Annotated in this window: 25 protein-coding genes; 11 read left to right on the top strand and 14 right to left on the bottom strand. The window is 71.9% G+C overall.

Going from position 1 to position 25,534, the window contains the following annotated elements; genetic code table 11:
• The first annotated feature begins 35 nt into the window (after positions 1 to 35).
• Genes DES41_RS10575 through DES41_RS10550 form a run of 6 tightly spaced genes read left to right on the top strand, consistent with a single transcriptional unit; the run spans position 36 to position 6,500 of the window.
• Entirely contained in the window at positions 36 to 1,097 is a 1,062-nt protein-coding gene (locus DES41_RS10575) for an ABC transporter ATP-binding protein (RefSeq protein WP_114467571.1), read from the top strand.
• Between the two features lie 28 nt (positions 1,098 to 1,125).
• Entirely contained in the window at positions 1,126 to 2,769 is a 1,644-nt protein-coding gene (locus tag DES41_RS10570) for a carboxylesterase/lipase family protein (protein ID WP_114467570.1), read from the top strand.
• Between the two features lie 17 nt (positions 2,770 to 2,786).
• Positions 2,787 to 3,986 carry a CaiB/BaiF CoA transferase family protein gene (locus DES41_RS10565; protein ID WP_114467833.1) on the top strand — a complete coding sequence of 400 codons (1,200 nt, stop codon included), beginning with the start codon at positions 2,787 to 2,789 and terminating at the stop codon, positions 3,984 to 3,986.
• Positions 3,983 to 4,780, top strand: coding sequence for an enoyl-CoA hydratase (locus tag DES41_RS10560; protein WP_114467569.1), 798 nt, complete (start codon positions 3,983 to 3,985; stop codon positions 4,778 to 4,780). Before DES41_RS10565 ends, DES41_RS10560 begins: the two co-directional genes overlap by 4 nt.
• Positions 4,781 to 4,782: 2 nt before the next feature.
• Entirely contained in the window at positions 4,783 to 5,529 is a 747-nt protein-coding gene (locus DES41_RS10555; RefSeq protein WP_114467832.1) for an enoyl-CoA hydratase/isomerase family protein, read from the top strand.
• A 14-nt stretch (positions 5,530 to 5,543) separates the two neighbouring features.
• The gene (locus DES41_RS10550; protein ID WP_114467568.1) at positions 5,544 to 6,500 is read left to right on the top strand and encodes a Bug family tripartite tricarboxylate transporter substrate binding protein; all 957 of its coding nucleotides are present in this window, start codon (positions 5,544 to 5,546) and stop codon (positions 6,498 to 6,500) included.
• Positions 6,501 to 6,503: 3 nt separating this feature from the next.
• On the opposite strand, the gene paoC is transcribed toward DES41_RS10550, so the two are convergent.
• The 3 genes from paoC to paoA are packed head-to-tail and all read right to left on the bottom strand — an operon-like array spanning position 6,504 to position 10,350.
• Positions 6,504 to 8,720 carry an aldehyde oxidoreductase molybdenum-binding subunit PaoC gene (gene paoC / locus DES41_RS10545; RefSeq protein WP_114467567.1) on the bottom strand — a complete coding sequence of 739 codons (2,217 nt, stop codon included), beginning with the start codon at positions 8,718 to 8,720 and terminating at the stop codon, positions 6,504 to 6,506.
• Positions 8,717 to 9,673 carry an FAD binding domain-containing protein gene (locus DES41_RS10540; protein WP_114467566.1) on the bottom strand — a complete coding sequence of 319 codons (957 nt, stop codon included), beginning with the start codon at positions 9,671 to 9,673 and terminating at the stop codon, positions 8,717 to 8,719. The genes paoC and DES41_RS10540 overlap by 4 nt, the downstream gene beginning before the upstream one ends.
• On the bottom strand, positions 9,670 to 10,350 hold the full coding sequence (paoA, locus tag DES41_RS10535; RefSeq protein WP_114467565.1) for an aldehyde dehydrogenase iron-sulfur subunit PaoA: 681 nt from the start codon (positions 10,348 to 10,350) through the stop codon (positions 9,670 to 9,672). Before paoA ends, DES41_RS10540 begins: the two co-directional genes overlap by 4 nt.
• 203 nt (positions 10,351 to 10,553) lie before the next feature.
• On the opposite strand from paoA, the gene DES41_RS10530 reads away from it, so the two are divergent.
• Positions 10,554 to 11,540, top strand: coding sequence for a DnaJ C-terminal domain-containing protein (locus DES41_RS10530; protein WP_114467564.1), 987 nt, complete (start codon positions 10,554 to 10,556; stop codon positions 11,538 to 11,540).
• Between the two features lie 2 nt (positions 11,541 to 11,542).
• Positions 11,543 to 11,860: a chaperone modulator CbpM gene (locus DES41_RS10525; protein WP_114467563.1), complete on the top strand. Its 318-nt coding sequence runs from the start codon at positions 11,543 to 11,545 to the stop codon at positions 11,858 to 11,860.
• A gap of 63 nt (positions 11,861 to 11,923) precedes the next feature.
• Here the strand turns inward: DES41_RS10525 and DES41_RS10520 are convergent, their stop codons facing one another.
• From DES41_RS10520 to DES41_RS10480, 9 genes are all read right to left on the bottom strand, one after another.
• Positions 11,924 to 12,490: a 2'-5' RNA ligase family protein gene (locus DES41_RS10520; protein WP_114467562.1), complete on the bottom strand. Its 567-nt coding sequence runs from the start codon at positions 12,488 to 12,490 to the stop codon at positions 11,924 to 11,926.
• Positions 12,491 to 12,566: 76 nt separating this feature from the next.
• Positions 12,567 to 13,067: a PIN domain-containing protein gene (locus tag DES41_RS10515; RefSeq protein ID WP_114467561.1), complete on the bottom strand. Its 501-nt coding sequence runs from the start codon at positions 13,065 to 13,067 to the stop codon at positions 12,567 to 12,569.
• Entirely contained in the window at positions 13,049 to 13,393 is a 345-nt protein-coding gene (locus DES41_RS10510) for a UPF0175 family protein (protein WP_114467560.1), read from the bottom strand. The genes DES41_RS10515 and DES41_RS10510 overlap by 19 nt, the downstream gene beginning before the upstream one ends.
• Positions 13,394 to 13,472: 79 nt before the next feature.
• Positions 13,473 to 14,255, bottom strand: a complete 783-nt coding sequence (locus DES41_RS10505) for a GntR family transcriptional regulator (protein WP_114467559.1) — start codon at positions 14,253 to 14,255, stop codon at positions 13,473 to 13,475.
• A 25-nt stretch (positions 14,256 to 14,280) separates the two neighbouring features.
• The gene (locus DES41_RS10500; protein ID WP_114467558.1) at positions 14,281 to 15,138 is read right to left on the bottom strand and encodes an isocitrate lyase/PEP mutase family protein; all 858 of its coding nucleotides are present in this window, start codon (positions 15,136 to 15,138) and stop codon (positions 14,281 to 14,283) included.
• A complete protein-coding gene (locus DES41_RS10495) occupies positions 15,135 to 15,659 on the bottom strand; it encodes a LeuD/DmdB family oxidoreductase small subunit (RefSeq protein ID WP_114467557.1) in 525 nt (174 codons plus the stop codon). Before DES41_RS10495 ends, DES41_RS10500 begins: the two co-directional genes overlap by 4 nt.
• Complete coding sequence (locus DES41_RS10490; RefSeq protein ID WP_114467556.1) at positions 15,656 to 16,927, bottom strand: 3-isopropylmalate dehydratase large subunit; 1,272 nt, start codon at positions 16,925 to 16,927, stop codon at positions 15,656 to 15,658. Before DES41_RS10490 ends, DES41_RS10495 begins: the two co-directional genes overlap by 4 nt.
• 2 nt (positions 16,928 to 16,929) lie before the next feature.
• On the bottom strand, positions 16,930 to 17,901 hold the full coding sequence (locus DES41_RS10485; RefSeq protein ID WP_114467555.1) for a Bug family tripartite tricarboxylate transporter substrate binding protein: 972 nt from the start codon (positions 17,899 to 17,901) through the stop codon (positions 16,930 to 16,932).
• Between the two features lie 102 nt (positions 17,902 to 18,003).
• A complete protein-coding gene (locus DES41_RS10480) occupies positions 18,004 to 18,471 on the bottom strand; it encodes a CopD family protein (protein WP_114467554.1) in 468 nt (155 codons plus the stop codon).
• Positions 18,472 to 18,587: 116 nt separating this feature from the next.
• Here DES41_RS10480 and DES41_RS10475 point away from each other — a divergent pair, with 116 nt between their 5' ends.
• Genes DES41_RS10475 through DES41_RS10465 form a run of 3 tightly spaced genes read left to right on the top strand, consistent with a single transcriptional unit; the run spans position 18,588 to position 21,541 of the window.
• Positions 18,588 to 19,667: a S1C family serine protease gene (locus tag DES41_RS10475; RefSeq protein WP_114467553.1), complete on the top strand. Its 1,080-nt coding sequence runs from the start codon at positions 18,588 to 18,590 to the stop codon at positions 19,665 to 19,667.
• 2 nt (positions 19,668 to 19,669) lie between these two features.
• The gene (locus DES41_RS10470; protein WP_114467552.1) at positions 19,670 to 20,656 is read left to right on the top strand and encodes a Bug family tripartite tricarboxylate transporter substrate binding protein; all 987 of its coding nucleotides are present in this window, start codon (positions 19,670 to 19,672) and stop codon (positions 20,654 to 20,656) included.
• 27 nt (positions 20,657 to 20,683) lie between these two features.
• Positions 20,684 to 21,541 carry an alpha/beta hydrolase gene (locus DES41_RS10465; protein ID WP_114467551.1) on the top strand — a complete coding sequence of 286 codons (858 nt, stop codon included), beginning with the start codon at positions 20,684 to 20,686 and terminating at the stop codon, positions 21,539 to 21,541.
• 4 nt (positions 21,542 to 21,545) lie between these two features.
• Here DES41_RS10465 and DES41_RS10460 read toward each other — a convergent pair whose 3' ends face one another.
• Both DES41_RS10460 and mprF read right to left on the bottom strand, forming a co-directional pair.
• The gene (locus DES41_RS10460; RefSeq protein ID WP_114467550.1) at positions 21,546 to 22,892 is read right to left on the bottom strand and encodes a virulence factor family protein; all 1,347 of its coding nucleotides are present in this window, start codon (positions 22,890 to 22,892) and stop codon (positions 21,546 to 21,548) included.
• Positions 22,889 to 25,531, bottom strand: coding sequence for a bifunctional lysylphosphatidylglycerol flippase/synthetase MprF (gene mprF, locus DES41_RS10455; protein ID WP_114467549.1), 2,643 nt, complete (start codon positions 25,529 to 25,531; stop codon positions 22,889 to 22,891). The genes DES41_RS10460 and mprF overlap by 4 nt, the downstream gene beginning before the upstream one ends.
• Positions 25,532 to 25,534: the final 3 nt, after the last annotated feature.

Here is a 25,534-nt window from a genome sequence, read left to right as displayed (position 1 = left end):
TGCCGTGACCGGTACGGCGCGCTAGGAACTTCGATATGACCAAACTGGAACTGAACCACGTCACCAAGCGCTACGGTGCCACCGCCGTGGTGGACGACCTGAGCCTGCAGCTGCGCCAGGGCGAACTCGTCACGCTGCTCGGCCCCTCGGGCTGCGGCAAGACCACCACGCTGCGCATGGTGGCCGGCTTCATCGAACTCAGCGAAGGCAGCATTGCCGTGGAGGGTCGCGAGATCTCGGGCGCCAAGCGCACCGTGCCGCCCGAGCACCGCGGCATGTCGATGATCTTCCAGAGCTACGCGATCTGGCCCAACATGACGGTGGCCGAGAACGTGGGCTTCGGCCTGGCCGTGCGCAAGGCGCCGGCCGACGAACTCAAGCGCCGCGTGGGCGAGATGCTCGACGTGGTCAAGCTCGGCCACCTTGCGCAGCGCTACCCGGCCGAGCTGTCGGGCGGGCAACAGCAGCGCGTGGCGCTGGCCCGCGCGATGGTGGTGCGGCCCGAGGTGTTGCTGCTCGACGAGCCGCTTTCGAACCTCGACGCCAACCTGCGCGAAGAGATGGCCGGCGAGATCCGCCGGCTGCACGACGAATTCCGCTTCACCACCGTCTACGTCACGCACGACCAGGCCGAGGCCATGACGATCTCCGACCGCATCGCGGTGCTGAACCTCGGCAAGCTGGAGCAGATCGACACGCCCTGGAACCTCTACAACCGGCCGCGCACGCCCTTCGTGGCGGGCTTCATCGGCCAGACCAACCTGGTCAGCGGCGAGCTGCGCGGCGGGCGGTTCCAGCTGCCGGGCCTGGCGGGCGCGGTGCCTGTCGCGGGTGGTGCGGGCGGCGACCAGGCGCACGCCCAGGTGTCGATCCGGCCGCAGTCGCTCAGCCTGGGTGCGGCGGGCGGCAGCCTGCTGGCCCTGGGCCAGGTGGCCGTGGTGGCGCGCACCTACCTGGGCGAGTACTGGGACTACCTGGTGCGGCCCACGGGCGGCGGCGCGCCGCTGAAGGTGCACGCGGCCCCCGGCCATGTGCTGGAAGTTGGGCACGAATCGCTGCTGTCCATCGACCCCAGCGGCGTGGCGGTGCTGGCCTGATGCCGCTGCAAGCAACCAAGGAAATGACATGCATGTTCGAACGTCCGGCCTGTCGCGCCGGCGCTGGCTGGGTGCGGCGGCAGCCGCGGGTGGCCTTCTCGCAAGAGGCGTCGGCGCCATGACCGACGATGCCGTCTTCTCGGTCGTCGACACGGCGCACGGCAAGGTGCGCGGCCTGAAATCCGGCGGCGTGCACGTGTTCAAGGGCCTGCGCTACGGCGCCGACACCGCGGGCGCCAACCGCTTCATGCCGCCCCAGCCCGTGGCGCCGTGGGCCGGCGTGCGCGATGCCACGGCCTACGGCAATTACGCGCCGCAGATGCCGGCCGACCGCCGCCGCGCCTATGCCGACCTGATCGCCTACGACCTGCAGCCCGGCGGCATGGGCGAAGACTGCCTGGTGCTGAACCTGTGGACGCCAGGGCCCGACAAGGCCGCCAGGCGCCCGGTGCTGGTGCACCTGCACGGCGGCGGCCACTACGCCGGATCGGGCAACTCGCCGCAGTTCGACGGCGAGATGATGGCGCGCTTCGGCGATGCGGTGTTCGTCACGCTGAACCACCGGCTCGGCGCCTTCGGCTACCTGAACCTGGCGGGCCACGGCGGCGAGCGCTACGCCCAGTCGGGCGCCGTGGGCATGCTCGACATCGTGGCCGGCCTGCGCTGGGTGCGCGAGAACATCGAGGCCTTCGGCGGCGACCCGTCGCGCGTGCTGGTGTTCGGCCAGTCCGGCGGCGGCCTCAAGACCAGCACGCTGATGGCCATGCCCAGCGCGCAGGGCCTGTTCCACCGCGCCGGCGTGATGAGCGGCTCGGGCCTGCGCGCCATGCCGCAGGACGTGTCGCACGGCATCGCCGGCCGTTTGCTGGCCGCGCTGGAGATCAAGAGCGGCGCGCTCGACAAGCTGCACCAGCTGCCCATGGAACAGCTGCTGGCCGCGCAGCTGGCCTTCGAGCGCATCGACCGCCAGCAGGGCGAGGCGCCGCGCGCCTTCGCGCCGGTGGTGGACGGGGTGGCCATCGCGCGCCACCCGTTCGACCCCGATGCGCCGGCCCTCTCGGCCAGCGTGCCCATGGTGATCAGCACCACGCTGGACGAGCGGGCCTACCGCCAGGTCAACTTCGACCTCGACGAGGCCGGTCTGTTGAAATTTGCCGAGGCCAAGCTCGCCGGCCGCCCGGGGACCGATGCCGCGGCGCTGGTGGCGATGTACCGCGGCGAAGACCCGCGCGCCACGCCCTTCGTGCTGCAGGCCCGCATCGACACCGACACCACCTTCCGCCTCGGGGCGCATCTGCAGTCCGAGCGCAAGGCGGCGCAGAACGCCGCACCGGTCTGGACCTATTTGTGGAAGACGCCCAGCCCGGCCTACGGCGGCCGCTACGGCGCGCCGCACGGGGTGGACATCGGGCCCAGCCTGCACGACATCCGCATGGGGCTGAACGGCCCCAGCGCCGACAACCTGGCGCTGGCCGACCAACTGGCCAGCGCCTGGGTCAGCTTTGCCGCCAGCGGCGACCCGAACAACGCACGCACGCCGGCCTGGCCGGCTTTCACGCTGGCCCGGCGCAGCACGCTCGTCTTCGACGGGCCCGCCACCCAGACCCGCGCCGTGGACGACCCGCGGCGCGCCTTCCGCGAACTGTGGGCCGCCCGCGGCCCGGCCCGCTGAACTTCCAAGAGAAACCAATGAACACAACGCCTTCTTCGCTGCCGCTCGCGGGCTACCGCGTGCTGGACCTCACCATCGCGCGCGCCGGTCCCACGGCCGTGCGCCTGCTCGCTGATTGGGGCGCCGACGTCACGCGCCTGGAAGCCCCGCCGCCCAAGGACCGTGGCTCCGTCACCGGCCGGCGCCGCGGCTCGGACGAGCAGAACCTGCACCGCAACAAGCGCAGCCTGTGCGTGGACCTCAAGACGCGCGAGGGCGCCGAGATCCTCGACCGGCTCATCGCGCGCAGCGACGTGGTGGTCGAGAACTTCCGCTCCGTCGTCAAGGAGCGGCTGGGCCTGACCTACGAACAGCTGCGCCAGCGCAACCCGCGCATCATCCTGGCCAGCATCTCCGGCTTCGGCCAGGACGGGCCTTACGCCGGGCGCCCGGGCGTGGACCAGATCGTGCAGGGCATGTCGGGCCTGAGCTCGGTCACGGGCGAGCCCGGCCGCGGGCCGGTGCGCGCCGGCATCGCCATCTCCGACACCACGGCCGGCATGTTCCTGGGACAGGGCATCCTGCTGGCGCTGCTGCACCGCGAGCGCACGGGCGAGGGCCAGTGGGTGCACACCTCGCTGATCGAGGGCATGCTGAACAAGCTGGATTTCCAGGCCGCGCGCTACACGGTGAACGGCGAGGTGCCGGGGCAGGAGGGCAATGCGCACCCGACCCAGGTGCCCATGGGCACCTTCGAGGCCAGCGACGGGCAGGTCAACATCTGCGCCAGCACGCAGACGATGTGGGCCGGCTTCTGCCGCGCACTGGAGGCCACGCACCTGGCCGACAACGCCGACTACCGCGAGTTCGCGGGCCGCGTGCAACACCGCAGAAGGCTCGATGCCGAGATCAACGCCGTCACGCGGCAGTTCAGCGTGGCGGAGCTGGTGAAGCGGCTCAACCCGGCCGGCGTGCCCTGCGGCCCGGTCTACGACATCGGACAGGCGTTCGAAGACCCGCAGGTGCAACATCTGCGCATGACGCGGCCCGCGCAGCACCCGGTGCTGGGCGACGTGCAGCTGATCCGCTCGCCGATCAACCTGTCGGCCTGCCCGCACCCCGAGCGCTTCCACCATGCGGCGCCCGACCCGGGCGAGCAGACCGATGCGCTGCTGGCGGAGCTGGGCTACACGCCCGAGGCCATCGCGGCGCTGCGCGAGGCGGGGGCTGCGGCATGAACCTGGAACTCGGAACCGACAAGATCCTCGCGCGCATCGAAGATGGCGTCGGCTGGATCACCATCAACCAGCCAGAGCGGCGCAACGCCATGTCGCTGGCCATGTGGCAGGGCCTGGGCGAGGCGGCCGAGGCCATGCAGGCCAACGCGACGGTGCGCGTGGTGGTGCTGCACGGCGCTGGCGGAAAGTCCTTCGCGGCCGGGGCCGACATCTCGGAATTCGAGCAGCACCGCGCCAACGCCGAGCAAAAACTGCGCTATGCCGAGATCGCCTCGCGCGCGCACCGCGGCCTGGCGCGGCTCGACAAACCGCTGATCGCCATGGTGCAGGGCTTTTGCATCGGCGGCGGCATGGCGCTGGCGCTGGCCGCGGATCTGCGCTTCGCCGGCGCTGGCTCGCGCTTCGGCATCCCGGCGGCGCGTCTCGGCCTGGGCTACGAGTACGAGGGCCTGGCTGCGCTGGCGCGCCTGGTCGGCCCGTCCACGGCCAAGGACATGCTGTTCAGCGGACGCCAGATCGAAACCGACGAGGCATTGCGCCTGGGCCTGGTCAACCAGGTGCTGCCGGCCGAGGGGCTGAAGGATGCCGTGCGCGCCTACGCCGCCAGCGTGGCCGCCAACGCGCCGCTGACGGTGCAGGCCGCCAAGGCCGCGCTGCGCCTGTTCGAGCGCTACAGCGCGGCCGACGACAGCGCCGTGGCCGCGGCGGTGGACCGCTGCTTCGACAGTGCCGACTACCAGGAAGGCCGCCGCGCCTTCATGGAAAAGCGCACCCCCACCTTCCAGGGAAGATGAACATGGACACCCCCGAACTGCAGGTGGCCGGCCCGGTCGCCACCATCACGCTGCGCCGGCCCGACCAGGCCAACCGCCTGAACCCGGACGACCTGGCCACGCTGGCCGACCACATCGATGCGGTGAACGCCCGCCCCGAGGTGCTGGTGCTGCAACTGCGCGGCCTGGGCAAGTACTTCTGCAGCGGCTACGACATCGGCCAGATCGGCGCGGCGCGCAAGGTCAACTTCGAGGCCGTGGTCAACGCGCTGGAGGAGGCCCGCCCGGTGACCATCGCCGTGCTGCACGGCAGCGTCTACGGCGGCGGCACCGACCTGGCGCTGGCCTGCGACTTCCGCCTGGGCGCGCAGGGCATCGACATGTTCATGCCGGCCGCGCGGCTGGGCCTGCACTTCTACCAGGGTGGGCTGGAGCGCTACGTGAGCCGGCTGGGGCTGGACAACGCCAAGCGCCTGTTCCTCACGGCCGACCGGATCGGCGCCGACGAGATGCGCGCCATCGGCTTCCTGACGCAGCTGCTGGCGCCGGACGATCTGCCCGCCGCCGTGGACCGCCTCACGCAGACCTGCGCCGGCATGGCCCCGATCGCCATGCTGGGCATGAAGCAGCACCTGAACCGCATCGCGCGGGGACGGCTGGACGTGGACGCGCTGCACGCCGACATGGCGTGCGCGGTGGACTCGGCCGACCTGCGCGAAGGGCAGGCCGCCTGGTTGGAGAAGCGTGCGCCGCGCTTCTCCGGCCGTTGAACCGGGGAGCCGCGATGAAGACCCTCCTGCTTGCCGCTGCGCTGGCGGCCACCGCCACCGATGTACTGGCCCAGTCCTACCCGAACCGGCCGATCCGCCTCATCGTCGGCTACTCGCCATCGGGCGCGGCCGACCTGATCGCGCGCGTCGTGGCCGAGGCCATGGCCAAGGAGCTGGGCCAGTCCATCGTGGTGGACAACAAGCCCGGTGCCGGCAGCACGCTGGCCTCCTCGCTGCTGTGGCGCGCACCGGCGGACGGCTACACGCTCGGCCTGGCCACGGCCACGCTCTACGGCATCGACCAGCACCTGTACAAGGTGAAGTACCAGCCCACGGACTTCACGCCGATCACGCGCTTCACCGTCTCGCCGCTGGTGCTGGCCGTCAACAAGGATCTGGGCATCGCCAGCGTGCAGGACCTGGTGGCCAGGGTGAAGGCGCAGCCTGGCAAGCTCAACTATTCGTCGTCGGGCATCGGCGGCTCGCCGCACATCGCCGGACTGACCTTCGAGAAGGCCGTGGGCGGGCAGATGGTGCACATCCCGTTCAAGGGCGGGGCGCCGGCGGTGCAGGCCGTGGCGGCAGGCGACGTGCAGCTGTCGTTCGGCACCGCCGCGTCGGTGCTGCCCATGGGCCGGCCGGGCACGGTGAAGATGCTGGGCGTGACGACCGAACAGCCCTCGGCCGTGGTGCCGGGCTTGCCGACGCTGGCGTCGCAGGGCCTGCCCGGCTTCGAGTTCAGCTTCTGGTTCGGCCTGTTCGGCCCGGCGCAGCTGCCTGCCGAGGTGACGCAGCGGCTCTACGCCGCGGCCACCAAGGCGCTGGCCGACCCGCAGGTGCAGCGCAAGCTGCTGGAGACGGGCAACGAGGCATTGGGCTCGGCCTCGCCGGCGGAGTTCGACCGCTGGGCAGCGTCCTCGGGGCGCGAGGCGCTGGAGCGGATCAAGGATGCGAACGTCAAGGTCGAGTGACGTTCACGCCGCCATCGGCATGTGCTTGAGCAACTTGTCCAGCGTCACCGGATAGTCCCGCACCCGCACCCCGGTGGCGTTGTAGATGGCATTGGCCACCGCCGCCGCCACGCCGCAGATCCCGAGTTCGCCCACGCCCTTGGCCTTCAGCGGCGTGGACATCGGGTCGGTCTCGTCGAGGAACACCACCTCCTGGTGCGGGATGTCGGCGTGCACAGGCACCTCGTAGGCCGCCAGGTCGTGGTTGACGAAGAAGCCGCGGCGCTTGTCCAGGGCCAGGTCTTCCATCAGCGCTGCGCCCACGCCCATGGTCATCGCGCCGATCACCTGGCTGCGGGCAGTCTTCGGGTTCAGGATGCGGCCGGCCGCGCAGACGGCCAGCATGCGGCGCACGCGGACCTCGCAGGTGGCCATGTCCACGCCCACCTCGACGAAGTGTGCGCCGAAGGTGGACTGCTGGGCCTTCTCGGAAAACTCCTTGGGGTACTCGATCTTGTCTTCGGCCACCAGTTCGCGGTCGGCCACGGCCTGCGTGAGCGGCACGGTGCGCCCACCGGCCACCACCTGGCCGTCGACGAACTGCGCCTGTTCCGCGTCCACGCCCAGCCGCTCGGCCACCTGCTTGCGCAGCGCCATGCAGGCGGCGTAGACGCCGGCCGTCGAGTTGGCCGCGCCCCATTGGCCGCCCGAGCCGCAGGACACCGGCAGCAGCGAATCGCCCAGCCGCACGGTGACGCGCTCCAGCGGCAGCCCCATGGTCTCGGCGGCCGTTTGCGCGAGGATGGTGTAGCTGCCGGTGCCGATGTCAGTCATGTCGGTGTCCACCGTGAGCATGCCCTTGGTGTCGAGCCGCACGCGCGCGCCGGAGGTTTGCAGCAGGTTGTTGCGGAACGCCGCCGCCACGCCCAGGCCCACCAGCCAGCGGCCGTCGCGCTGCTGGCCGGGCCGCGCCTGGCGCGCCTTCCAGCCGAAGCGCTCGGCGCCCTGTTGCAGGCACTGCGTCAGCTGGCGCTGCGTGAACGGGCGCGACGGCTTCTCGGGGTCGACCTGGGTGTCGTTGAGGATGCGGAACGCGATCGGGTCCATGCCCAGGCGCTCGGCCATCTCGTCCATGGCCACCTCCAGCGCCATCATGCCGGGCGCCTCGCCGGGGGCGCGCATGGCGTTGCCTTCGGGCAGGTCGAGCACGGCGAGCTTCATGCCCGTCATGCGGTTGGCGCCGGCGTACAGCAGCCGGGTCTGGTTGACGGCGGTCTCGGGGCCGCCGCCGGGCAGGTCGCCCGACCAGCTCTCGTGGGCCACCGCGGTCAGGCGCCCGTCCTTGCCGGCGCCCAGGCGGATGCGCTGGATGGTGGCGGGCCGGTGCGTGGTGTTGTTGGCGATCAGCGGGCGCTGCAGCGCGACCTTCACGGGCCGCTTGGCGGCGCGCGCGCCGAGCGCGGCGAGCACGGCGTCGGCCCGCACGAACAGCTTGCCGCCGAAGCCGCCGCCGATGAAGGGCGAGATCAGGCGCACCTTGTCCTTGGGCATGTTCAGCGTGCGGGCCAGGTCGCCCACGCCCCAGTCGATCATCTGGTTGGCCGTCCACACGGTGAGGGCGCCGTCGTCGTTCCACACCGCCAGCGTGGCGTGCGGCTCCATCATGGCGTGCGACTGGTCGGGCGTGGTGTAGGTCACGTCCAGCTGCACCGGCGCGGCGGCGTAGGCGCCTTCGAAGTCGCCCACGCTGGTCTCGGTGGGGCCGGTGTTCTCGTTCGGCTCGGGCGTCTTGGCGCCGTCCTTGACGGCCGACAGGTCGAAGGCGCCGCGGGCCGCCTCGTAGCGCACCTGCACCAGCTCCGCCGCGGCGCGCGCCTGCTCGAAAGTCTGCGCCACCACCAGCGCGACGGCCTGGTGGTAGTGGTCGATCTGCGGCCCGCCCAGCAGCTTGGCGGTGTTCATCTTGCCCTTGCCCAGCTTGCCGGCGTTGCGCGCGGTGACCACGGCGAGGACGCCCGGTGCCGCCTGCGCTGCACGCGTGTCCATCGAGGCAATGCGCCCCTTGGCGATGCCGGCGCCGACGACCACGCCGTAGGCGATGTCGCCCGGCACTTCATGGTGCTCGTAGGCGTAGGGCGCCGTGCCGGTGGTCTTGTAGGGGCCGTCGATGCGGTTGAGCGGGCGGCCGACGACCTTGAGCTGGTCGATCGGGTTGGTGGTGGCGGGGGCGTCGAATTTCATGTGGTCTTCCCGGTTTCCTGCAGCACGTCGGACAGCGTGCGCTCGATCAGCAGCGGCTTGAAGGCGTTGTGCTCCGTGGTGCGGGCGCCGGCCAGCAGCTGGCGGGTGAAGCCGGCCGCGCCGTTGGGCAGCGCCGCCTCGGCCGCCTCCATGCGCCAGGGCTTGTGCGCCACGCCGCCCAGCGCCACGCGGCCGCGGCCGTCGCGTTGCACGATGGCGGCCACGGAGACCAGCGCGAACGCATAGGAGGCCCGGTCGCGCACCTTGCGGTACTCGTGGCGGCCGCCCACCGGCGCGGGCAGCGTCACGGCGGTGATCAGCTCGCCGGGCTCCAGCGCCGTTTCGCGCTGCGGCGTGTTGCCGGGCAGCCGGTGGAAATCGGCGATGGGGATGGTGCGGGTGGCGCCGCTGGGCTGCACGGTCTCCACCGTGGCATCCAGCACGCGCATGGCCACCGCCATGTCGCTCGGGTGCGTGGCGATGCAGGCGCTGCTGGTGCCCACGATGGCGTGCTGGCGGTTGATGCCGTCCAGCGCCGAGCAGCCGCTGCCGGGCTTGCGCTTGTTGCAGGCTTGCGCCGTGTCGTAGAAGTACGGGCAGCGCGTGCGCTGCAGCAGGTTGCCGGCCGTGGTGGCCTTGTTGCGCAGCTGGCCCGAGGCACCGGCCAGCAGGGCGCGCGAGAGCACGGCGTAGTCCTTGCGCACGCGCGCGTCGGCCGCCAGGTCGGTGTTGCGCACCAGCGCGCCGATGCGCAGGCCGCCCCCGGGTGCCGGCTCGATGCGGTCGAGCGCCAGGCCGTTCACGTCGATCAGGTGCGGCGGCGTCTCGATCTGCAGCTTCATCAGGTCGACGAGGTTGGTGCCGCCCGCGATGAAGCGCGCGCCCGGCGTGCGCGCTGCGGCAGCCGCCGCCTCGGCCGGGGTGCGGGCGCGCTCGAAGGTGAAGGCCTTCATGTCGTTCCTCCCGCCACCTCGGTGATGGCATCGACGATGTTGGAGTACGCGCCGCAGCGGCAGATGTTGCCGCTCATGCGCTCGCGCAGTTCCGCGACCGAGAGCAGCGGCCTGGCGTTCAGGTCGGCGCTGACGTGGCTGGGAATGCCGGCCCGCACCTCGTCGACCACCGCCACGGCCGAGCAGATCTGCCCCGGCGTGCAGTAGCCGCACTGGTAGCCGTCGTGCTTGACGAAGGCGGCCTGCATCGGGTGCAGCTTCTGCGGCGTGCCCAGGCCTTCGATGGTGGTCACGCTCCCGCCCTCGTGCAGCAGCGCCAGCGAGAGGCAGGCGTTGATGCGCCGGCCATCGGCGATGACGGTGCAGGCGCCGCACTGGCCGTGGTCGCAGCCCTTCTTGCTGCCGGTCAGGTGCAGGTGCTCGCGCAGCAGGTCGAGCAAGGTGGTGCGTGCGTCCAGCTCCACGGTGTGGGGCTGGCCGTTCACCGTGAGGCTGAGGCGGTTCAGTGGCATGGTGTCGGGGTTGGGTCGGGGGCCGGGCGGGGCAGGCCGGTCGGCTGCGCTGGCGCCGCTGGCAGCAACGCCGGCCGCGCTGGCCACCAGCACATCGCGCCGCGTGAGGGCGAGGGCGCAGTCTGGCGATTGCGCGGCGGGCGCTGGTGTGTCGTCTGGGTGCATCGTGGGCTCCTGCCGCGTGCATGACAGGGATGGCACGCGGTTGTGTTGTGCCTCAAGGTTCGTGCACGCAGCCGCCCCGCGCAGCCGGAGGAGACGGCGCCCGTGCGTAGGCAGCAACCGACGGCCGGTCGGCCCCGGCGTCGCTTGCAAATGCGCACCGGCGCCCCCATGCTGGTGCCGGATCACCCCATCAAGGGAGCACCATGGACTTCAAGGACTACTACAGTGCATTGGGCGTGGACAAGACGGCATCGGAAGACGAGATCCGCAAGTCCTACCGCAAGCTCGCCCGCAAGTTCCACCCCGACGTCAGCAAGGAAGCCGACGCCGAGCAGCGCATGCGCGAGGTCAACGAGGCCTACGACGTGCTGCGCGACAAGGAAAAACGCGCGGCCTACGACGCGCTGGCCGAGCGCGTGGCCAGCGGCGGCCGCTACGCCGGCGCCGAGGCCGGCGGCCAGGGCTTCACGCCGCCACCGGGCTGGGACCAGGGCTTCGAGTTCAGCCGCAGCGGCGGCGGACCGGCCGACGACGCCGACTTCAGCGACTTCTTCTCCTCGCTCTTCGGCGCCGCGCAGCGCCGCCAGGCCGGCCGGCAGCGGCCGCGCATGCGCGGCGAGGACCAGCATGCCGCGATCGAGATCGACGTGGCCACCGCCTTCCGCGGCGGCGAGCGCCAGCTGCAGCTGCGCGCGCTGGAACTGGACGCCCAGGGCGAGCCCCAGCTGGTGCAGCGCACCCTGGAGGTGCGCATCCCCGCGGGGGTGCGGCCCGGCCAGTTCATCCGGCTCGCGGGCCAGGGCCTGCCCGGCCATGGCGGCGAACCCGCGGGCGACCTGTTCCTGGAAGTGCGCATCGCCGCCGATGCACGCTGGCGCGTCGACGGCAAGGACCTCACCATGCGGTTGCCCGTGACGCCCAGCGAGGCCGCGCTCGGCGCGCAGGTGCGCGTGCCGCTGCCGGCCGGCGGCGAGGTGGACGTCTCCGTGCCGCCGAACTCGCGCGGCGGCCGCAGGCTGCGGCTCAAGGACCGCGGCTTCGGCGGCCAGCCGCCCGGCCACCTCTACCTGGAACTGGAGATCGCGCTGCCGCCGGCCGATTCCGCCGCCACGCGTGCCGCCTACGAGGCCTTGGCGCAGGCCGCAGCCGGTTTCGACCCGCGCGCCGCGCTGGCCACCACAGGAGCCTGAACATGCAGATCCGTCAGACCACGGTGTCCATCGTGCATTGCGTGCCTTTGGACGAAGACCATCCGCTGCGCGCCGAGGAGCTCGCGCGCGCCGCTGGCGACCGGCTCGAGTGGGTGCTCGAGCTCGTCGAGGCCGGCGTGATCGCACCGACCGCGCCGGAGGCGCCGCGCGCGCAGTGGGCTTTCCACGGCGATGCGCTGCGCTACGCGCTGGAAGCGCGGCGCCTGCAGCGCGACTTCGGCGTGGGCGTGGACGCCGCCGCGTTGATCATCGATCTGCAGCGCGAGGTGCGGCGGCTGCGCGGGCTGCTGGGCGGGTGATCCCCACCCGGCTTGGTCTCGTCTGCGCAACGCCCCGGATGCAAGGCGCGAAGAGGCGCGGCGTCACCAGAGTGCGCGCTGGCTTTCCAGGCCCTGTGGGGCCGGCCGCAGCGACCAGCGGCCCAGCGGTTCGTAGCGGTAGGGGTCGCCCTGGCCTTCGACCAGCAGCACTTCGTCGATGCGCCAGGGAATCGGCTGGATGGCCTGGCGCGCCAGCCGGTGCGGCGCCCGGTAGCTGACGGTCACATGCGGGCTGTGGCCCGGCATGCCGTCGATGCCGTGGGCCTGCAGGCCGTCGCGGATGTTGGCCAGCAAGGCGTCGAAGGCCGCGGGCTTGGCCGTCGCATGCACCTTCCAGTGGATGGCGGCCTGGTCCGCCGCCGTGCCAGCGATGCGGTTCAGCAGCACCGTGAAGGCCTGTGTCCGGATGTGGGCCCCGATCTCCACCAGGGCGTGGCGCAGCGCAGGCGTGCTGGCCAAGGGGTGCGAGAGCGACTGGTGCCAGTGGTGCGGGGCGAACAGCGTGTCGCCCAGCGCCGTGTCCCAGCCGTTCACTGCCAGCGTCTGCTGCACGGCATGCCGCACCTCGGCCGGTGGCTTGGCCATGAAGAAGAGCGAGGGTGTGGTCATCCCGCATTCTGTTCCTTCCGTTCATGCCCCCGGGCCGACGCGAGGACATCCTGCGCGGAGCGTTGCAGTGCGAGCGTCAGGCTTCCCCGATGTCCTGCAGAACGTGGCGGATGACGGCTGCGCTGATTCTGAAGTCCGAACCATGCAGGCGTGCAAAGAGTGGCTTTGCCGCATCGATGAGGCCGCGCTTCTTCGCCAGGCCGATCAGCGCAGCCGTTCCCGCGACCCGCACGCCGCGCTCGGCAGCCACGGCGCGGCCCGCGCGCTCGTCCATCAGCACCAGGGCTTGCTGTGGGCCCGCCGCGATGGCGATGTGCAGGCACTCCGTTTCCCCGGCATCGAGGTCTGGCAACGGCATCTGCGGGGCGGGAACGGTCTTTTTCCACGGGCGAATGTGCTTGCGGCGCAAGGCCGCTGCAATCGCGGGTTCGCCTGGCGCGCCGACGCCAGGCAGCACTTCCTGCTCGACCGTGGGCGGGACCCAAACAGTGCCGAACAGCGGCGGCAGCCAAGCCAGCCCATCGACCATCGCCAGGCCGATCAGGGGGCTGGCATCGATCAGGACGAGGCGAGCCATTCGTCCAGCGTCTGCAGATCCTGTTGCACGTCGGCGGCATCCTGGTCGATGACCGCTATGCCCAGCCGCGAGACGTGGGCGATGAAAGCCGCAAGCGGCATCTGCGCCAGGCGGGCGCTGCGGGCGAGCGACAGCCCGCCATCGCGAAACAGCGCGGTGGCCAATGCGGCGCGCGCACCCGGCTCGGCCAGCAGCTTGCCCGACTGCAGGCCGATCATCACGGCGTCTGGCTGGTCGCGGTTCATGACCACCACGAGACCGTCGCGCGCGCTGCGCAGGGCTTCGCTGGGGTTGTTCTTCAAACCTGAGACATTGACGACGTGCATGGGGATTCCCTTCTCTGATAGGAAGATCGGCAGGGATCATTCTATGGGATCTCTCATTCCCTGCCTGCCGGCTCCGGGCTTACCCCGCCGCCTCCGGCGGCCGGTCGTTCTCGATCCAGACCTTGGTGGCGCCGCCCACGCGCGAGAGCTGCATGTGGTACTCGTAGCGGGTCGGGTGGTAGAGCCCGGTGAGGAACTGCACCGGACGGCCGTCCCGGTCGAAGGCCACGCGCGCCACGCGCAGCAGCGGCGTGCCGGGCGGCACACGCAAGGCCTCGGCCACCGGCAGGTCGGCCAGTGCCGCGCCCAGGGTCTGCTCGGCCGATTCCACCTGCACGCCGTGCTGCTCCAGCGCCACCAGCATGGGGACGTCCTGCAAGGTGGGCTTGTCCACGGCCTCGGCCAGGTCGGCCGGCAGGAACACCTCGGTGTAGGCGATGGGCTGGCCCTTGAACTTGCGCACGCGCACCACCTTCAGCACGCGGCTGCCGGGCGCCACGCGCAGCGCCTCGGCCGCATGCGAGGGGGCGGGCAGCAGGCGCCGCTCCAGCACCGTCACGCGCGTGCGCAGGCCCATGTTGACGATGTTGTCGAGCAGGCCGCCACGCAGCCGCAGGTGCTTGGGCGGTTCGGCCTGCGTGGCGGGCAGCGTGCCCTTGCCCCGCAGGCGCACCACCAGGCCTTCCTCTTCGAGCCGCGCCAGCGCGGAGCGGATGGTGACGCGCGCCACGCCGAATTCCTCGGCCAACTGGCGTTCGCCGGGCAGCGGCAGGCCGCGCTCGTAGACGCCCGTCTTGAGCCGCTCGCGCAGCACCAGGCGCACCTGGTGGAAGCGCGGCAGCGGGGCGTCGGAAGCGGTCATGCGGCCACTGTAAGCCGCCACGCGGTCAGTCGTACTTCTTGCCCTGGGCCAGCATCTCCGGCGTGCCGATGAGCTGGTTCAGCTGGTCGAACTGCAGCATCTGCGGCCACCAGGGTTCGGTCGTGCCGTGCTGGCGCAGGCTGGCCAGGTAGCCCTGCAGCGCGAAGCTCAGCGCACGCACCGTGCCGCCCGGGAAGATCGCGATGCGGTAGCCCAGGGCCTGCAGCTCGGCGGCGGGCAGGATGGGCGTCTTGCCGCCTTCGACCATGTTGGCCAGCATGGGGGCGCGCGGCGCCAGGCGTTTCAGGGCGGTGGCCATGTCGGCGGGCGTGCGCAGCGCCTCGACGAACAGCACGTCGGCACCGGCATCGGCGTAGCGGTCCATGCGGTCGAGCGCGGCGTCCAGGCCCTCAACGGCGACCGCGTCGGTGCGGGCCACGACCAGCGTGTCGGCGCTGCGGCGCGCATCCACGGCCGCGCGGATCTTGCCGGCCATCTCGGCCGCGGGCACCAGCGTCTTGCCGTCCAGGTGGCCGCAGCGCTTGGGGCTGGTCTGGTCTTCGAGCTGGATGGCGCTGGCGCCAGCGCGTTCGAGCAGGCGCACCGTGCGCTGCACGTTCAGCGCGTTGCCGAAGCCGGTGTCGGCGTCGACGATGAGGTGCAGGCCCACGCGCTCGCGGATGCTGCCCGTCACGTGCGCCACATCGTCGAGCGACAGCAGGCCGATGTCGGGCCGGCCGAAGCGCGTGTAGGCGATGGACGCACCGGACAGGTAGGCGGCGTCAAAGCCGGCCTGCGCCACCAGCAGCGCGGAGAAGGCGTCGTAGACGCCGGGGGCGGTGACGATGTCCGGCGATTGAAGCCGGGTTTTCAAGGTGGTCATGGCTGAAGGGTGGCGCGCTGGGCGGCCAGGCGTTGGGCGAGATGGGGCACCAGGCCGCCGGCGCGCACCATGGCGATCAGGTGGCTGGGCGGCGGCACGCAGGCCAGCGCGCGGCCGCTGCGGTGGTCGACCACCATGGCGCCGTCGAGGTCGCAGGCGACGGGAGATCCGTCCGCCACCGTCGGTGCTTGGTCGCACACCAGCAGGGGCAGGCCGAGGTTGAAGGCGTTGCGGTAGAAGATGCCCGAGAACGACTGCGCGACCACGCAGGCGATGCCGATGTGGCGCAGCACCTCGGCCGCCTGCTCGCGCGACGAACCCGCGCCGAAGTTGCGGCCGGCCAGCACGATGTCGCCAGGCCGTGCGCCGGTGGCAAAGCCGGGCTCGACGGACTCCAGGCAGTGCTGCGCGATCTCGGCCAGCGGCAACTTCATGTAGCGGCCCGGTGCCAGCAGGTCGGTGTTCAGGTCGTCGCCGAAGACCCAGGCGCGGCCGGTGGCGGCGGGAAAGCGGGTGTTCATGCCAGCATCTCCCGCGGATCGGCCACGCGGCCGGCGACGGCCGAGGCGGCCACGGTCCAGGGCGAACCGAGGTAGATCTGCGCCTGGGCCGAGCCCATGCGGCCCTTGAAGTTGCGCGCCGTGGTGCTGATGGCCACGGTGTCGTCGCCGAAGGTGTGGGCGCCGTAGCCGGCGCAGGCGCCGCAGCCGGTGGGCAGCAATTCGGCGCCGGCATCCGTCAGCGCGCCCAGCACGCCCTCGTGCGCGGCCTGCTGCTGGTCCTGCAGGCTGGCCGGCGCCACGAGCAGGCGCACGCCGCGCGCGACCTGGCGCCCGCGCAGCACCTGCGCGGCCATGCGCAGGTCTTCCAGCTTGGCGCCGGTGCAGGCGCCCACGTAGGCGAGGTTGATGGCCGTGCCGGCCAGCGCGTCCACGTCGTGGCCGCGCGCCGGGCTGTGCGGCTCGGCCACCTGGGGGGCCAGCGTCGCAGCGTCGAAGCGGTGCTCGGCCAGCACCGGCGCGCCGGCGTCGCTGTGCCAGGGCGCGATGTCCACCGCGCCGGCGCCGGCCTGCGCGAGCCAGGCTTGCGTGGTCGCGTCGGGCGCCACCAGGCCGGCCTGGCCGCCGAGTTCGGCCGTCATGTTGGCCAACGTCATGCGCTCCTGCATGGGCAGGGCCGTGACGGCGCTGCCCGCGTACTCGACTGCCTGGTACTGGCCGCCCTCCATGCCGAAGCGCCGGCACAGGTAGAGCATCATGTCCTTGGCCGAGACGCCGGGCGCCAGGTGCCCGTCCCAGACCATGCGGATGGTGTGCGGCACCTGCAGCCAGATCTCGCCGGTCACCAGCACGCCCAGCATGTCGGTGGCGCCCACGCCGAACATGTAGGCGCCGAAGGCCCCACCGGTGGGCGAATGGCTGTCGCCGCCCACGGCGAACATGCCGGGGCGCAGGTAGCCCTTCTGCGGCACGACGACGTGGCAGATGCCCTCCATGTCATGGAAGCGGGCCACGCCGGCCTCGCGCACCCAGTCGCGCGCGATCTGCACGATGGCGCGGCTGTCGTCGTCGTAGGCCGGCACGTAGTGGTCGGTCACGACCACCACCTTGTCCGGGTCCCAGACCTTGGCGCCCAGCTTCTCCAGCATCGGCTTGACGCGGCGCGGGCCGCCCGAGTCGTGCATCATGGCCAGGTCGACCCGGCAGGTGACGATGTCGCCCGGTGTCACATGGGCGCTGCCGGCGGCGCGTGCCACCAGCTTCTGCGCCAGCGTCTGCGGTGCAGCCATGTTCACTCCACCGTCGCGCCCGAGGCCTTGATGATCTTGGCCCAGGCCTGGATGTCCTGCGCCACGAACTGCGCGAACGCCGCGGACGTCATGTCGACCGAGGTCGCGGCCTCGGTCTGCATGCGCTCCTGGTAGGCGGGCGACTCCACGGCCTTCTTCACCGCGGCATAGAGCTTGTCGGTCACATCCTTGGGCATCTTGGCGGGGCCGAACAGGCCGAACCAGGCCTGCGACTCGAAGCCCTTGACCGTCTGCGCCAGGGGCGGCACGCCCGGGAACTGCGGCAATGCCTCGCGGCTGCTGACACCCAGGAACTTGATGCCGCCGCTGGTGCGGTGCGGCAGCACGTTGACGGTGCTGGCGAACATCAGGTCCACCGTGCCGGCCAGCACATCGGTGAGCGCCGGGCCGGTGCCCTTGTAGGGCACGTTGACGATGTCGGTGCCGGTCACCATCTTGAACTGCTCGCTGGCCAGGTGCAGCGACGAGCCCTGCGCGCCGATCGCGAAGTTCAGCTTGCCCGGGTTCTTCCTGGCGTAGTCGATCAGGCCGGCGGTGTCCTGGAAGGGCACATCCTTGCGCGCCACCAGCACGCTCGGCACCTTGGCGACCATGGTGATGGGCGTGAAGTCCTTGAGCGGATCGAACGGCAGGTTCTTGTACAGCGTGGCGTTGATGGTGTGCCCGGTGAAGCTCATCAGCAGGGTGCTGCCGTCCGGCGGCGCCTTGGCCACGAAGGCCGCGGCGATGTTGCCGCCCGCACCGGCCCGGTTCTCGACGACCACGGGCTGTCCCAGGCTGTCGCCCAGCATGCGGCCGATGACGCGGGCGAGGGTGTCGGTGGTGCCGCCGGCCGGGCTGCCGACGACGATGGTGATGGGCTTGCCCTGGGCGGTGGCGAGGGTCGGGGCTGCGGCGGTGGCCGCCAGCAGCAGCGCGGCCAGGGTGGCGCGGCGCGTGATCGGGAAATGCATCTTGTCTCCGGGTGTGTGGGCAATGCCCGCATGCTAGGCATGCGGGCCCCGGGACTCAATGGAACCTGCTGGTCCTGTCGTGCGGACCAGTGCGCGCGTGGCTCAGGCCGCCCGGCAGACCAGCGCCACCGCGAACACCAGCGTGCCCAGCACCAGGTTCAGCGCGACCAGCTGACGCACCGTGCCCAGCTGCGCGCCGGCCTGCGGCCACTGCTTGTCGGCCACGGCCCGGCGCATGCGCGGGAACACGCGGCCGCGGATGAAGCCGTAGACCACCGTCATCACCAGCGCCAGCGTGAACATGGCGTGGATGCGCCAGTGCGCGCCGCGGAAGCCGCCGATGGCCATGAACATGGCCATGCCGCTGATCCACAGCGCGGCCAGCGCGATGTCCACGCCGCGCAGGAAACGGCCCAGCGCCGCCGCCATGAAGGGCAGCCGCAGCGGCGGTTCCAGCATGGCCGCTGCGGCCGGCCGCACGGCCAGGTGCATGGTGGCCATGCCGCCGACCCAGAAGGCAGCGCCGGCCAGGTGCACAAAGAGGAGGAAGGCATAGATCGTGGGGTTCATGGGGCGATGATCGCGCATGCGCCGGCGGCCTCCGTGGCGGGTGCCGTTTCGCGCATGCGGGGCAGGGCCATCGGCGCCCATTACCATGCGCGGCTGTCGTTCGCTCGAGGCTGTCCATGGCGCGGTTCCGCCGTTTTCTCTGTCTGCTCCTGTGCGCGGCGCTGGCCGCACCCGTGCTCGCCCGCACCGAGGCGGCGCCGCGTCCCGTCACGCCGCGCGGCCCGCTCGGGGCCGACGAGCAGAACAACATCGCCGTGTTCAAGGCGGCCTCGCCCTCGGTGGTCAACATCACCTCGCTGGGGCTGGAGCGCGAACTGTTCTCGCGCAACGTGCAGCAGGTGCCGCAGGGCACGGGCACGGGCTTCGTCTGGGATGCGCAGGGCCACATCGTCACCAACTTCCACGTGATCCAGGGCGCCAGCGGCGCCCGCGTGACGCTGGCCGACCAGAGCCACTACCCGGCCAAGCTGGTCGGCGTGTTCCCCGACCGCGACCTCGCCGTGCTCAGGATCGAGGCGCCGGCCAGCCAGCTGCGCCCGCTGCCGATCGGCGCCAGCGCCGACCTGCAGGTCGGCCAGGCGGTCTACGCCATCGGCAACCCCTTCGGCCTGGACCAGACGCTGACCACGGGCATCGTGAGCGCGCTGAACCGCGAGATCGAATCGGTCACGCGGCGCACCATCCGCGGCGCGATCCAGACCGACGCGGCCATCAATCCCGGCAATTCGGGCGGGCCGCTGCTCGATTCGGCGGGCCGGCTGATCGGCGTCAACACCGCCATCTACAGCCCCTCGGGCGCGAGCGCCGGCATCGGCTTCTCGATCCCGGTGGACGAGGTCAACCGCATCGTGCCGCGGCTCATCCGCGATGGCCGCTTCGTGCGGCCCGCGCTGGGCGTGGCCTACGCCACCCAGCCCTTCAACCGCGCGCTGGGCCTGCCGCGCGGTGTGGCCATCCTGCGCGTGCAGCCGGGCAGCCCGGCGGCACAGGCGGGTCTGCGCGCCTTCACGCGCGGCGAGCGCGCCATCAACGCCGGCGACGTGATCACCGCCATCGACGGCGAGGCCGTGGCCAGCCCCGACGACGTGCTGAACCTGCTGGAGCAGCACCAGGCCGGCGAGCGCGTGGAGCTCACGCTGTGGCGCGGCGGCAGCACGCGCAAGGAGCGCGTCACGCTGGTGGCTTCCGAGGAATGAACATGCAGACAACGCTTTTCTCCTGGACGCGCCGCGCCGCCGTGCTGGCCGTCGGCGCCGTGCTGGCCACGGCCGCCGCGGCGCAGGACTGGCCGCAGCGCCCGGTGCGCATCGTGGTGCCGTTCGCGGCCGGCTCCTCGCCCGACATCCTGGCGCGCATCCTCAACGACAAGCTCGGCCCGCTGCTGGGCCAGCCGCTGGTCGTGGACAACAAGCCCGGCGCTGGCGGCAACTCCGGCACCGACCTGGTGGCCAAGGCCGCGCCCGATGGCCAGACCTTCCTGCTCTCTGTCAACGCGCCGCTGGTCTACAACACCGTGCTGTTCAAGCGCCTGCCCTACGACCCGTTCACCGACCTGGTGCCGGTGTCGCTGGCGGCCACCACGCCCAATGTCTGCGTGGCCGCGCCGGGCATGGGCGTGGCCTCGGTCAAGGACTGGCTCACCGCGCTGCGGCGCAACCCGGGGCAGTACAACTTCGCGTCCACCGGCAACGGCTCGATCGCGCACCTGGGCGTGGAGCTGGTCAAGCTGCGCACGCAGTCGTTCGCGGTGCACATCCCGTATGTGTCCTCGGCCCAGGCCGCCACGGCGATGCTGCAGGGCGACGTGCACTTCGCCTGCCTGCCGCCCGTGTCGGTGATGCCGCAGGTGCAGGCCGGCAAGCTGGTGGCGCTGGCCGTCACCTCGGCCGAGCGCTCGGCGCTGCTGCCTGCGCTGCCCACGCTGCGCGAGGCCGGCCTGCCCGACATCCAGGCCCTGCCGTGGTTCGCCTACATGGCGCCCAAGGGCACGCCGCAGGCCGTGGTGCAGCGCATGCACCAGGCCATCGCTGAGGCGCTCAAGGACCCCGAGACCCAGCGCCGGCTGCAGACCGCCTACTTCGACCCGGTGGGCAGCACGCCACAGGAACTGGCCGACTTCATGCTGAAGGAGCTGCGGCTGTGGCGGCCCGTGATCGAGCGCGCCGGCCTGAAGCCCAGCGACTGAGGTGGCAAGAGAACACAAGGAGACGACATGCAGGAAAGCACCATCACCGTGACCACGCGCGACGGCATCGCGCTGCAGACCTGGCGCTGGGCGCCCGCGGGCACGCCGCGCGCCGCCGTGCAGTTGCAGCACGGCCTGGGCGAGCATGCGGGGCGCTACCGGCGCTTCGGCGAGGCGCTGGCGGCCGCAGGCTATGTGGTCTACGCACCGGACGGGCGCGGCTCCGGACGCAGCGCGGCCGGTGCCTACGGGCGCTGGGGGCGCGATGGCTGGCCCGGCTGGGTCGACGACGTGGGGCAGCTCAACCAGCGCATCCGCGCCGAGCACCCGGGCCTGGCGCTGGGCCTCATCGGGCACAGCATGGGTTCGTTCGCCACCCAGCAGTTCCTGCTCGACCACTCCGCCGACTTGCAGGCCGCGGTGCTGCTGGGCACCAGCGAGCCGGCCGGCATCGCCGCCATGCTGGGCGCCGAAGGCCCGGTGGACCTCAGTTCGCTCAACAAGGGCTTCGCGCACCGCACCGGCTACGAATGGCTGAGCCGCGATGCGGCCGAGGTCGACGCGTACTGCGCCGACCCGGCCTGCGGTTTCGTGCCCGAGCCCTTCCAGGGCCTGGCCACGCTGGCGCGTGCGGCCGACCCGGCCGCGCTGGCGCGGGTGCGCAAGGACCTGCCCATCCTGCTGCTGTCGGGCGATGCCGACCCGATCGCCGGGCCCGGTGGCGCAGCGGTGCAGCTGGTGGCCCAGCGCTACCGCGATGCGGGTGTGCAGGAGGTGGAGGTGGTGCTGTATCCGCAGGCCCGGCACGAGTTGCTCAACGAGACCAACCGCGACGAGGTGACGGCGCGGCTGCTCGCCTTCCTGGGGCGCACGCTGCTGCGCTGACCGTTCAGGGGCCGGCCGCGCGCAGGATGCGGTTCGCCAGCCCCACGTAGTCGCCATCGAAGTGGTGCGCGCCCTTGAGCATGACGACCTGGGCCTGTGCGGGGGAGAGCTGCGGGCACAGCGAGCGCTTCTCCTCGCTGCCGTGCACGCACAGCGTGCGCGCGGCCTCCAGCTTCTGCGCCTCGGGCAGCACGGGCTTGTCGCCGCTGGGTCCCAGCCAGTTGCTGACGTGGAATTCGAACGAGGCCTTCTCGGCCGGGGCCAGCAGCACCGACAGGCGCACGGCGGCGCGCGTGCGCTCGGGCAGGCGGTTCAGCGCGAAGGGCAGCACGTCGGCGCCCTGGGAGAAGCCGATCAGGATCACCTCGCTGCGCTGCCAGCGCGCCGCGTAGTGGCGCACCAGCCGGTCCAGGTCGGCCGCCAGGCCCTCCGGCGTGCGCTTGGTCCAGAAGTAGCGCAGCGAATCGAAGCCCGCCACGGGCACGCCCTGGCGCGCGAGCGCGGCCGCGATGTCCTTGTCGATGCCGGCCCAGCCGCCGTCCCCCGACAGCAGCACGGCAAAGCGCGTGCCGGCCACCTGCGTGGGCACCTCGACCACGGGCAGGTCGGACAGCTGGGCGGGGGCGGCTTCCAGTACCGGGCGCTGTGCGGCGATGGCGGCCGCGGCCGCCTCGAAGCTGGGCAGCGTGCGCGCCTGCGGCACCTGGGCGACGAAGGCCTGGGCGGCACCGGCCTCGCAGGCGGCTGCGGTCTGGGGCTGTGACGCGGGCGCCGCCATCCACGGGATGCCGAGGGCCACCGGCGCCATGTCCACGGACTGGCCCTGGCCGGCCATGCGCCAGCTCAGCTTGTTGACCGCGCACAGCGGTGGCTGCACCGCCAGGCGCGGGCAGAAGCCGGCGGTCAGCAGCGCGCCGAAGGAGCCGGCCGGCGCCTGCGCGACCAGGCCGTAGGCGTAGGCCGCGTAGTCGCCGGCACCGACCACGGTGCTCTCGAAGTAGGCCGGCAGCTTCAGCATGGCCTGGATGTGGCGCGCCAGGTTCTCGAAGTCGCCGCCCGCGTAGCCACATTTCTCCTTCTGCGCGCGCACCTTGGCCTGGTAGGCGGCCATCGAGACCTCGGCCACCATGGCGCCGCCTGCGAGCAGGCGGCTGCGCATCGCCAGTTCCTGTGGCGAAGGCGCGCCACCCTCGACCAGCAGCAGCGCGAACTGGCGCACCGGGCCGGCGGGCGCGTGCACCTGCACGCGCTCGAACTGGCCATGGGTGATGCTCTGCACGGGGGGCGTGGCCTGCGCCAGTGCCGTGCCGGTGGCCAGCAGCCAGCCCAGGGAGAGCGCGGACCGCTTCATTTGGACACCACGCCTTTCACGCCACCGCCGATCAGCGTGGCGATGTCGGCCAGCACCAGCACGGGCTCCAGCCCGCCCGGCGCGGCCAGGTAGCGGGCATCCCAGACGGGCTCGAACTTGTCCTTGAAGCTGTGCAGGCCGCGGAAGTTGTAGAAGCGCTCGCCGTGCTCGAACAGCAGCCGGCCGATGCGCTGCCAGCGTGGCGCCTGCCTGCGCTCTGCCATGCCGGCCATGGGCGCCATGCCCAGGCCGAAGCGCTGGTAGCCCTCGGCCTGCAGGTGCAGCATGGTCTTGGCGAACAGGTAGTCCATGGTGCCGGGCGGGGCGTCGGGCAGGTAGCGCATGAGGTCGATGCTGGCCTCTTCCTTCTGCCCGGTGACGAGCAGGTTGGCGAAGGCGATGACCTGGCCCTCGCGCCGCACCAAGGCCACGGGCAGGCGGGCGAGGTAGGCATCGTCGAAGCGGCCGACCGAGAAGTTCTTCTCGCGCGCGCTCTGCTTGCGCATCCAGGCGTCGGAGACGGCGCGCAGCGCGGGCAGCAGCGGCGCCACGTCCGCGGCCGGCACCACCTCGAACACCAGGCCTTCGCGCTCGCCGCGGTTCACCCCTGAGCGCAGGTTGGCGCGCTTGGCGCCCTTGAGGTTGAACTCGGGCAGCGGCACATGGGCGTACTCGCCGAGCTTGAAGGCCTGCAGCCCGCAGTCCAGGAACAGCGGCAGCATGGAGGGGCGCACCTGGTAGAAGGCGGGCCGTCCGCCATGCGCGTTGGCGTGCTCGATGAAGCGCCAGACCAGGTCGGCCCACTCCTTGCGCTCGCCGATGGGGCCGAACAGCGCGACCCAGGAGCGGCCCTGCTTGCCGTACATGATGAAGCTCTTGCCCGAGGGCGAGAACATCAGGTTCTTGTCGCCCACCAGCGCGAAGCAGCCAGCCGCGCTGGGACTGGCGCGCACGATGGCGGCGGCGCGCTCGATCTCCTCGTCGCTGGGCGGGGTCACCGCGCCCGCCGGCGGGCGCATCAGTTGCCACAGGCCGATGGCGAGCGCGCCCAGGGCCACGCCCAGCAGCGCCCGCAGCGAGCGCGGCGCCTGCGCATCGAGCTCGAACTGCCACCACAGCCGGTTGCTGTAGGCGACCTCCTGGTAGGCGAAGAACAGGATCCAGACGCAGGCCGCCAGCACGCCGCCCACAGCCAGCAGCCAGCCCGGCTCCAGGCGCTGGGCGAACAGCGAGGACGGCCGGTCGAACTGCCGGCGCGAGAGCACCAGCAGCACGGCCAGCACCGAGAGCAGGGCCGCCTCGCCCCAGGCGATGCCCTTGGGCAGCGCCAGCAGCCCCGCGACGATGGACAGCGCCAGCGCCGCCCACCAGGCCGCGTCGAGCCGGTGCAGCAGGCCGCGCGCGACCAGCAGCAGGCCCAGGCCGGCCACGCTGCCCAGGAAGTGCGCCGTCTCCACCAGCGGCAGCGGCACGTTGAGCGATTCCAGCAGCAGCTGGCTGTCTTCGGTGAACGGCGTCACGCCAGAGATCAGCAGCCACAGCCCGGCCACCAGCGTCAGCGCGGCCAGCAGGCGGGGGCCCAGCCTGGCCGCGGCGCGCACGGCCGGCGCGGCCGCCCGGCCGACCTGCGCGCCCAGGCCGGCGCGCAGCTCGAAGCCGGCCAGCAGGGCCGTGGCCAGCACCAGCGGCAACACGTAATACAGCGCGCGGTACAGCAGCAGCGCGCCCAGCATGGTCTCGGTCGGCAGGTAGGGCCCGCTGGCCAGCAGCATCACCGCCTCGAACACGCCGATGCCGCCCGGCACATGGCTGAGCAGGCTGGCGCTGATGGCGATCGCATAGAAGGCCAGGAAGGTCGGCAGCGGCAGCTCGGATGCGGGCAGCAGCACCCACAGCGCCAGCGCCGAGGCGCCGAGCTCCACCGCGGAGATCGCCAGCTGGCGCAGCGCCAGCGGCAAGGGCGGCAGCCGCAGCGTCCAGCGGCCGGCGATCTGCACCACGCGCTGGTGCCCGCACAGCCACAGCAGCACCGCCAGGCCCGCCAGCAGCGCCAGCGCAGCCAGGCGCAGAAGCCAGGCCGGCAGGTGCAGCAGCCGGGCCACATCGGGAGCGCCCCACAACAGTGCGAGCGCACCGAACGCGGACATGCCGAGCAGGAAGGCGCTGGCGTTGAAGGCCACGACCTGGGCGATCCTCGCCGGCTCGACCCCGGCGGCCGCGAACAGGCGCATGCGCACGGCGCCGCCGGTCAGCGTGCCCAGGCCGATGGTGTTGCCCAGCGCATAGGCCACGAACGAGGTCAGCAGCAGCATGCCGCGCGACACCCTGGCCTGGGCATAGGCCAGGGCCGAGGCGTCGTAGCCCGACAGGGCCAGGTAGCTCGCGGCCGTGAAGGCCAGCCCGGCCAGCACCTGCAGCGCAGGCGTGCCGTGCACGGCATGCATGATCTCGGCGTAGCGCACTTCGCGCAGCAGGCTGTGCAGGGCGATGCCGACGAGCAGGATCAGCACCGCCGCCGTGGCTCCGATCACCCACGGCTGCCAGCGCTGCAGGGCATCGCGCAGCCAGGGTGCCGGTGGTTTGAGGCCCGCTTGCTGGGCGGGGTCCGGCGCTGGCGCGGTGTTCGCGGTGTTCGACATGGA

The organism is Pseudorhodoferax soli (genome assembly GCF_003337555.1).
In the GTDB taxonomy this organism is placed as follows: domain Bacteria; phylum Pseudomonadota; class Gammaproteobacteria; order Burkholderiales; family Burkholderiaceae_C; genus Pseudorhodoferax; species Pseudorhodoferax soli.
The sequence above is the reverse complement of the archived record's forward strand: the minus strand, read 5'-3'. Positions and strand labels throughout refer to the sequence as shown.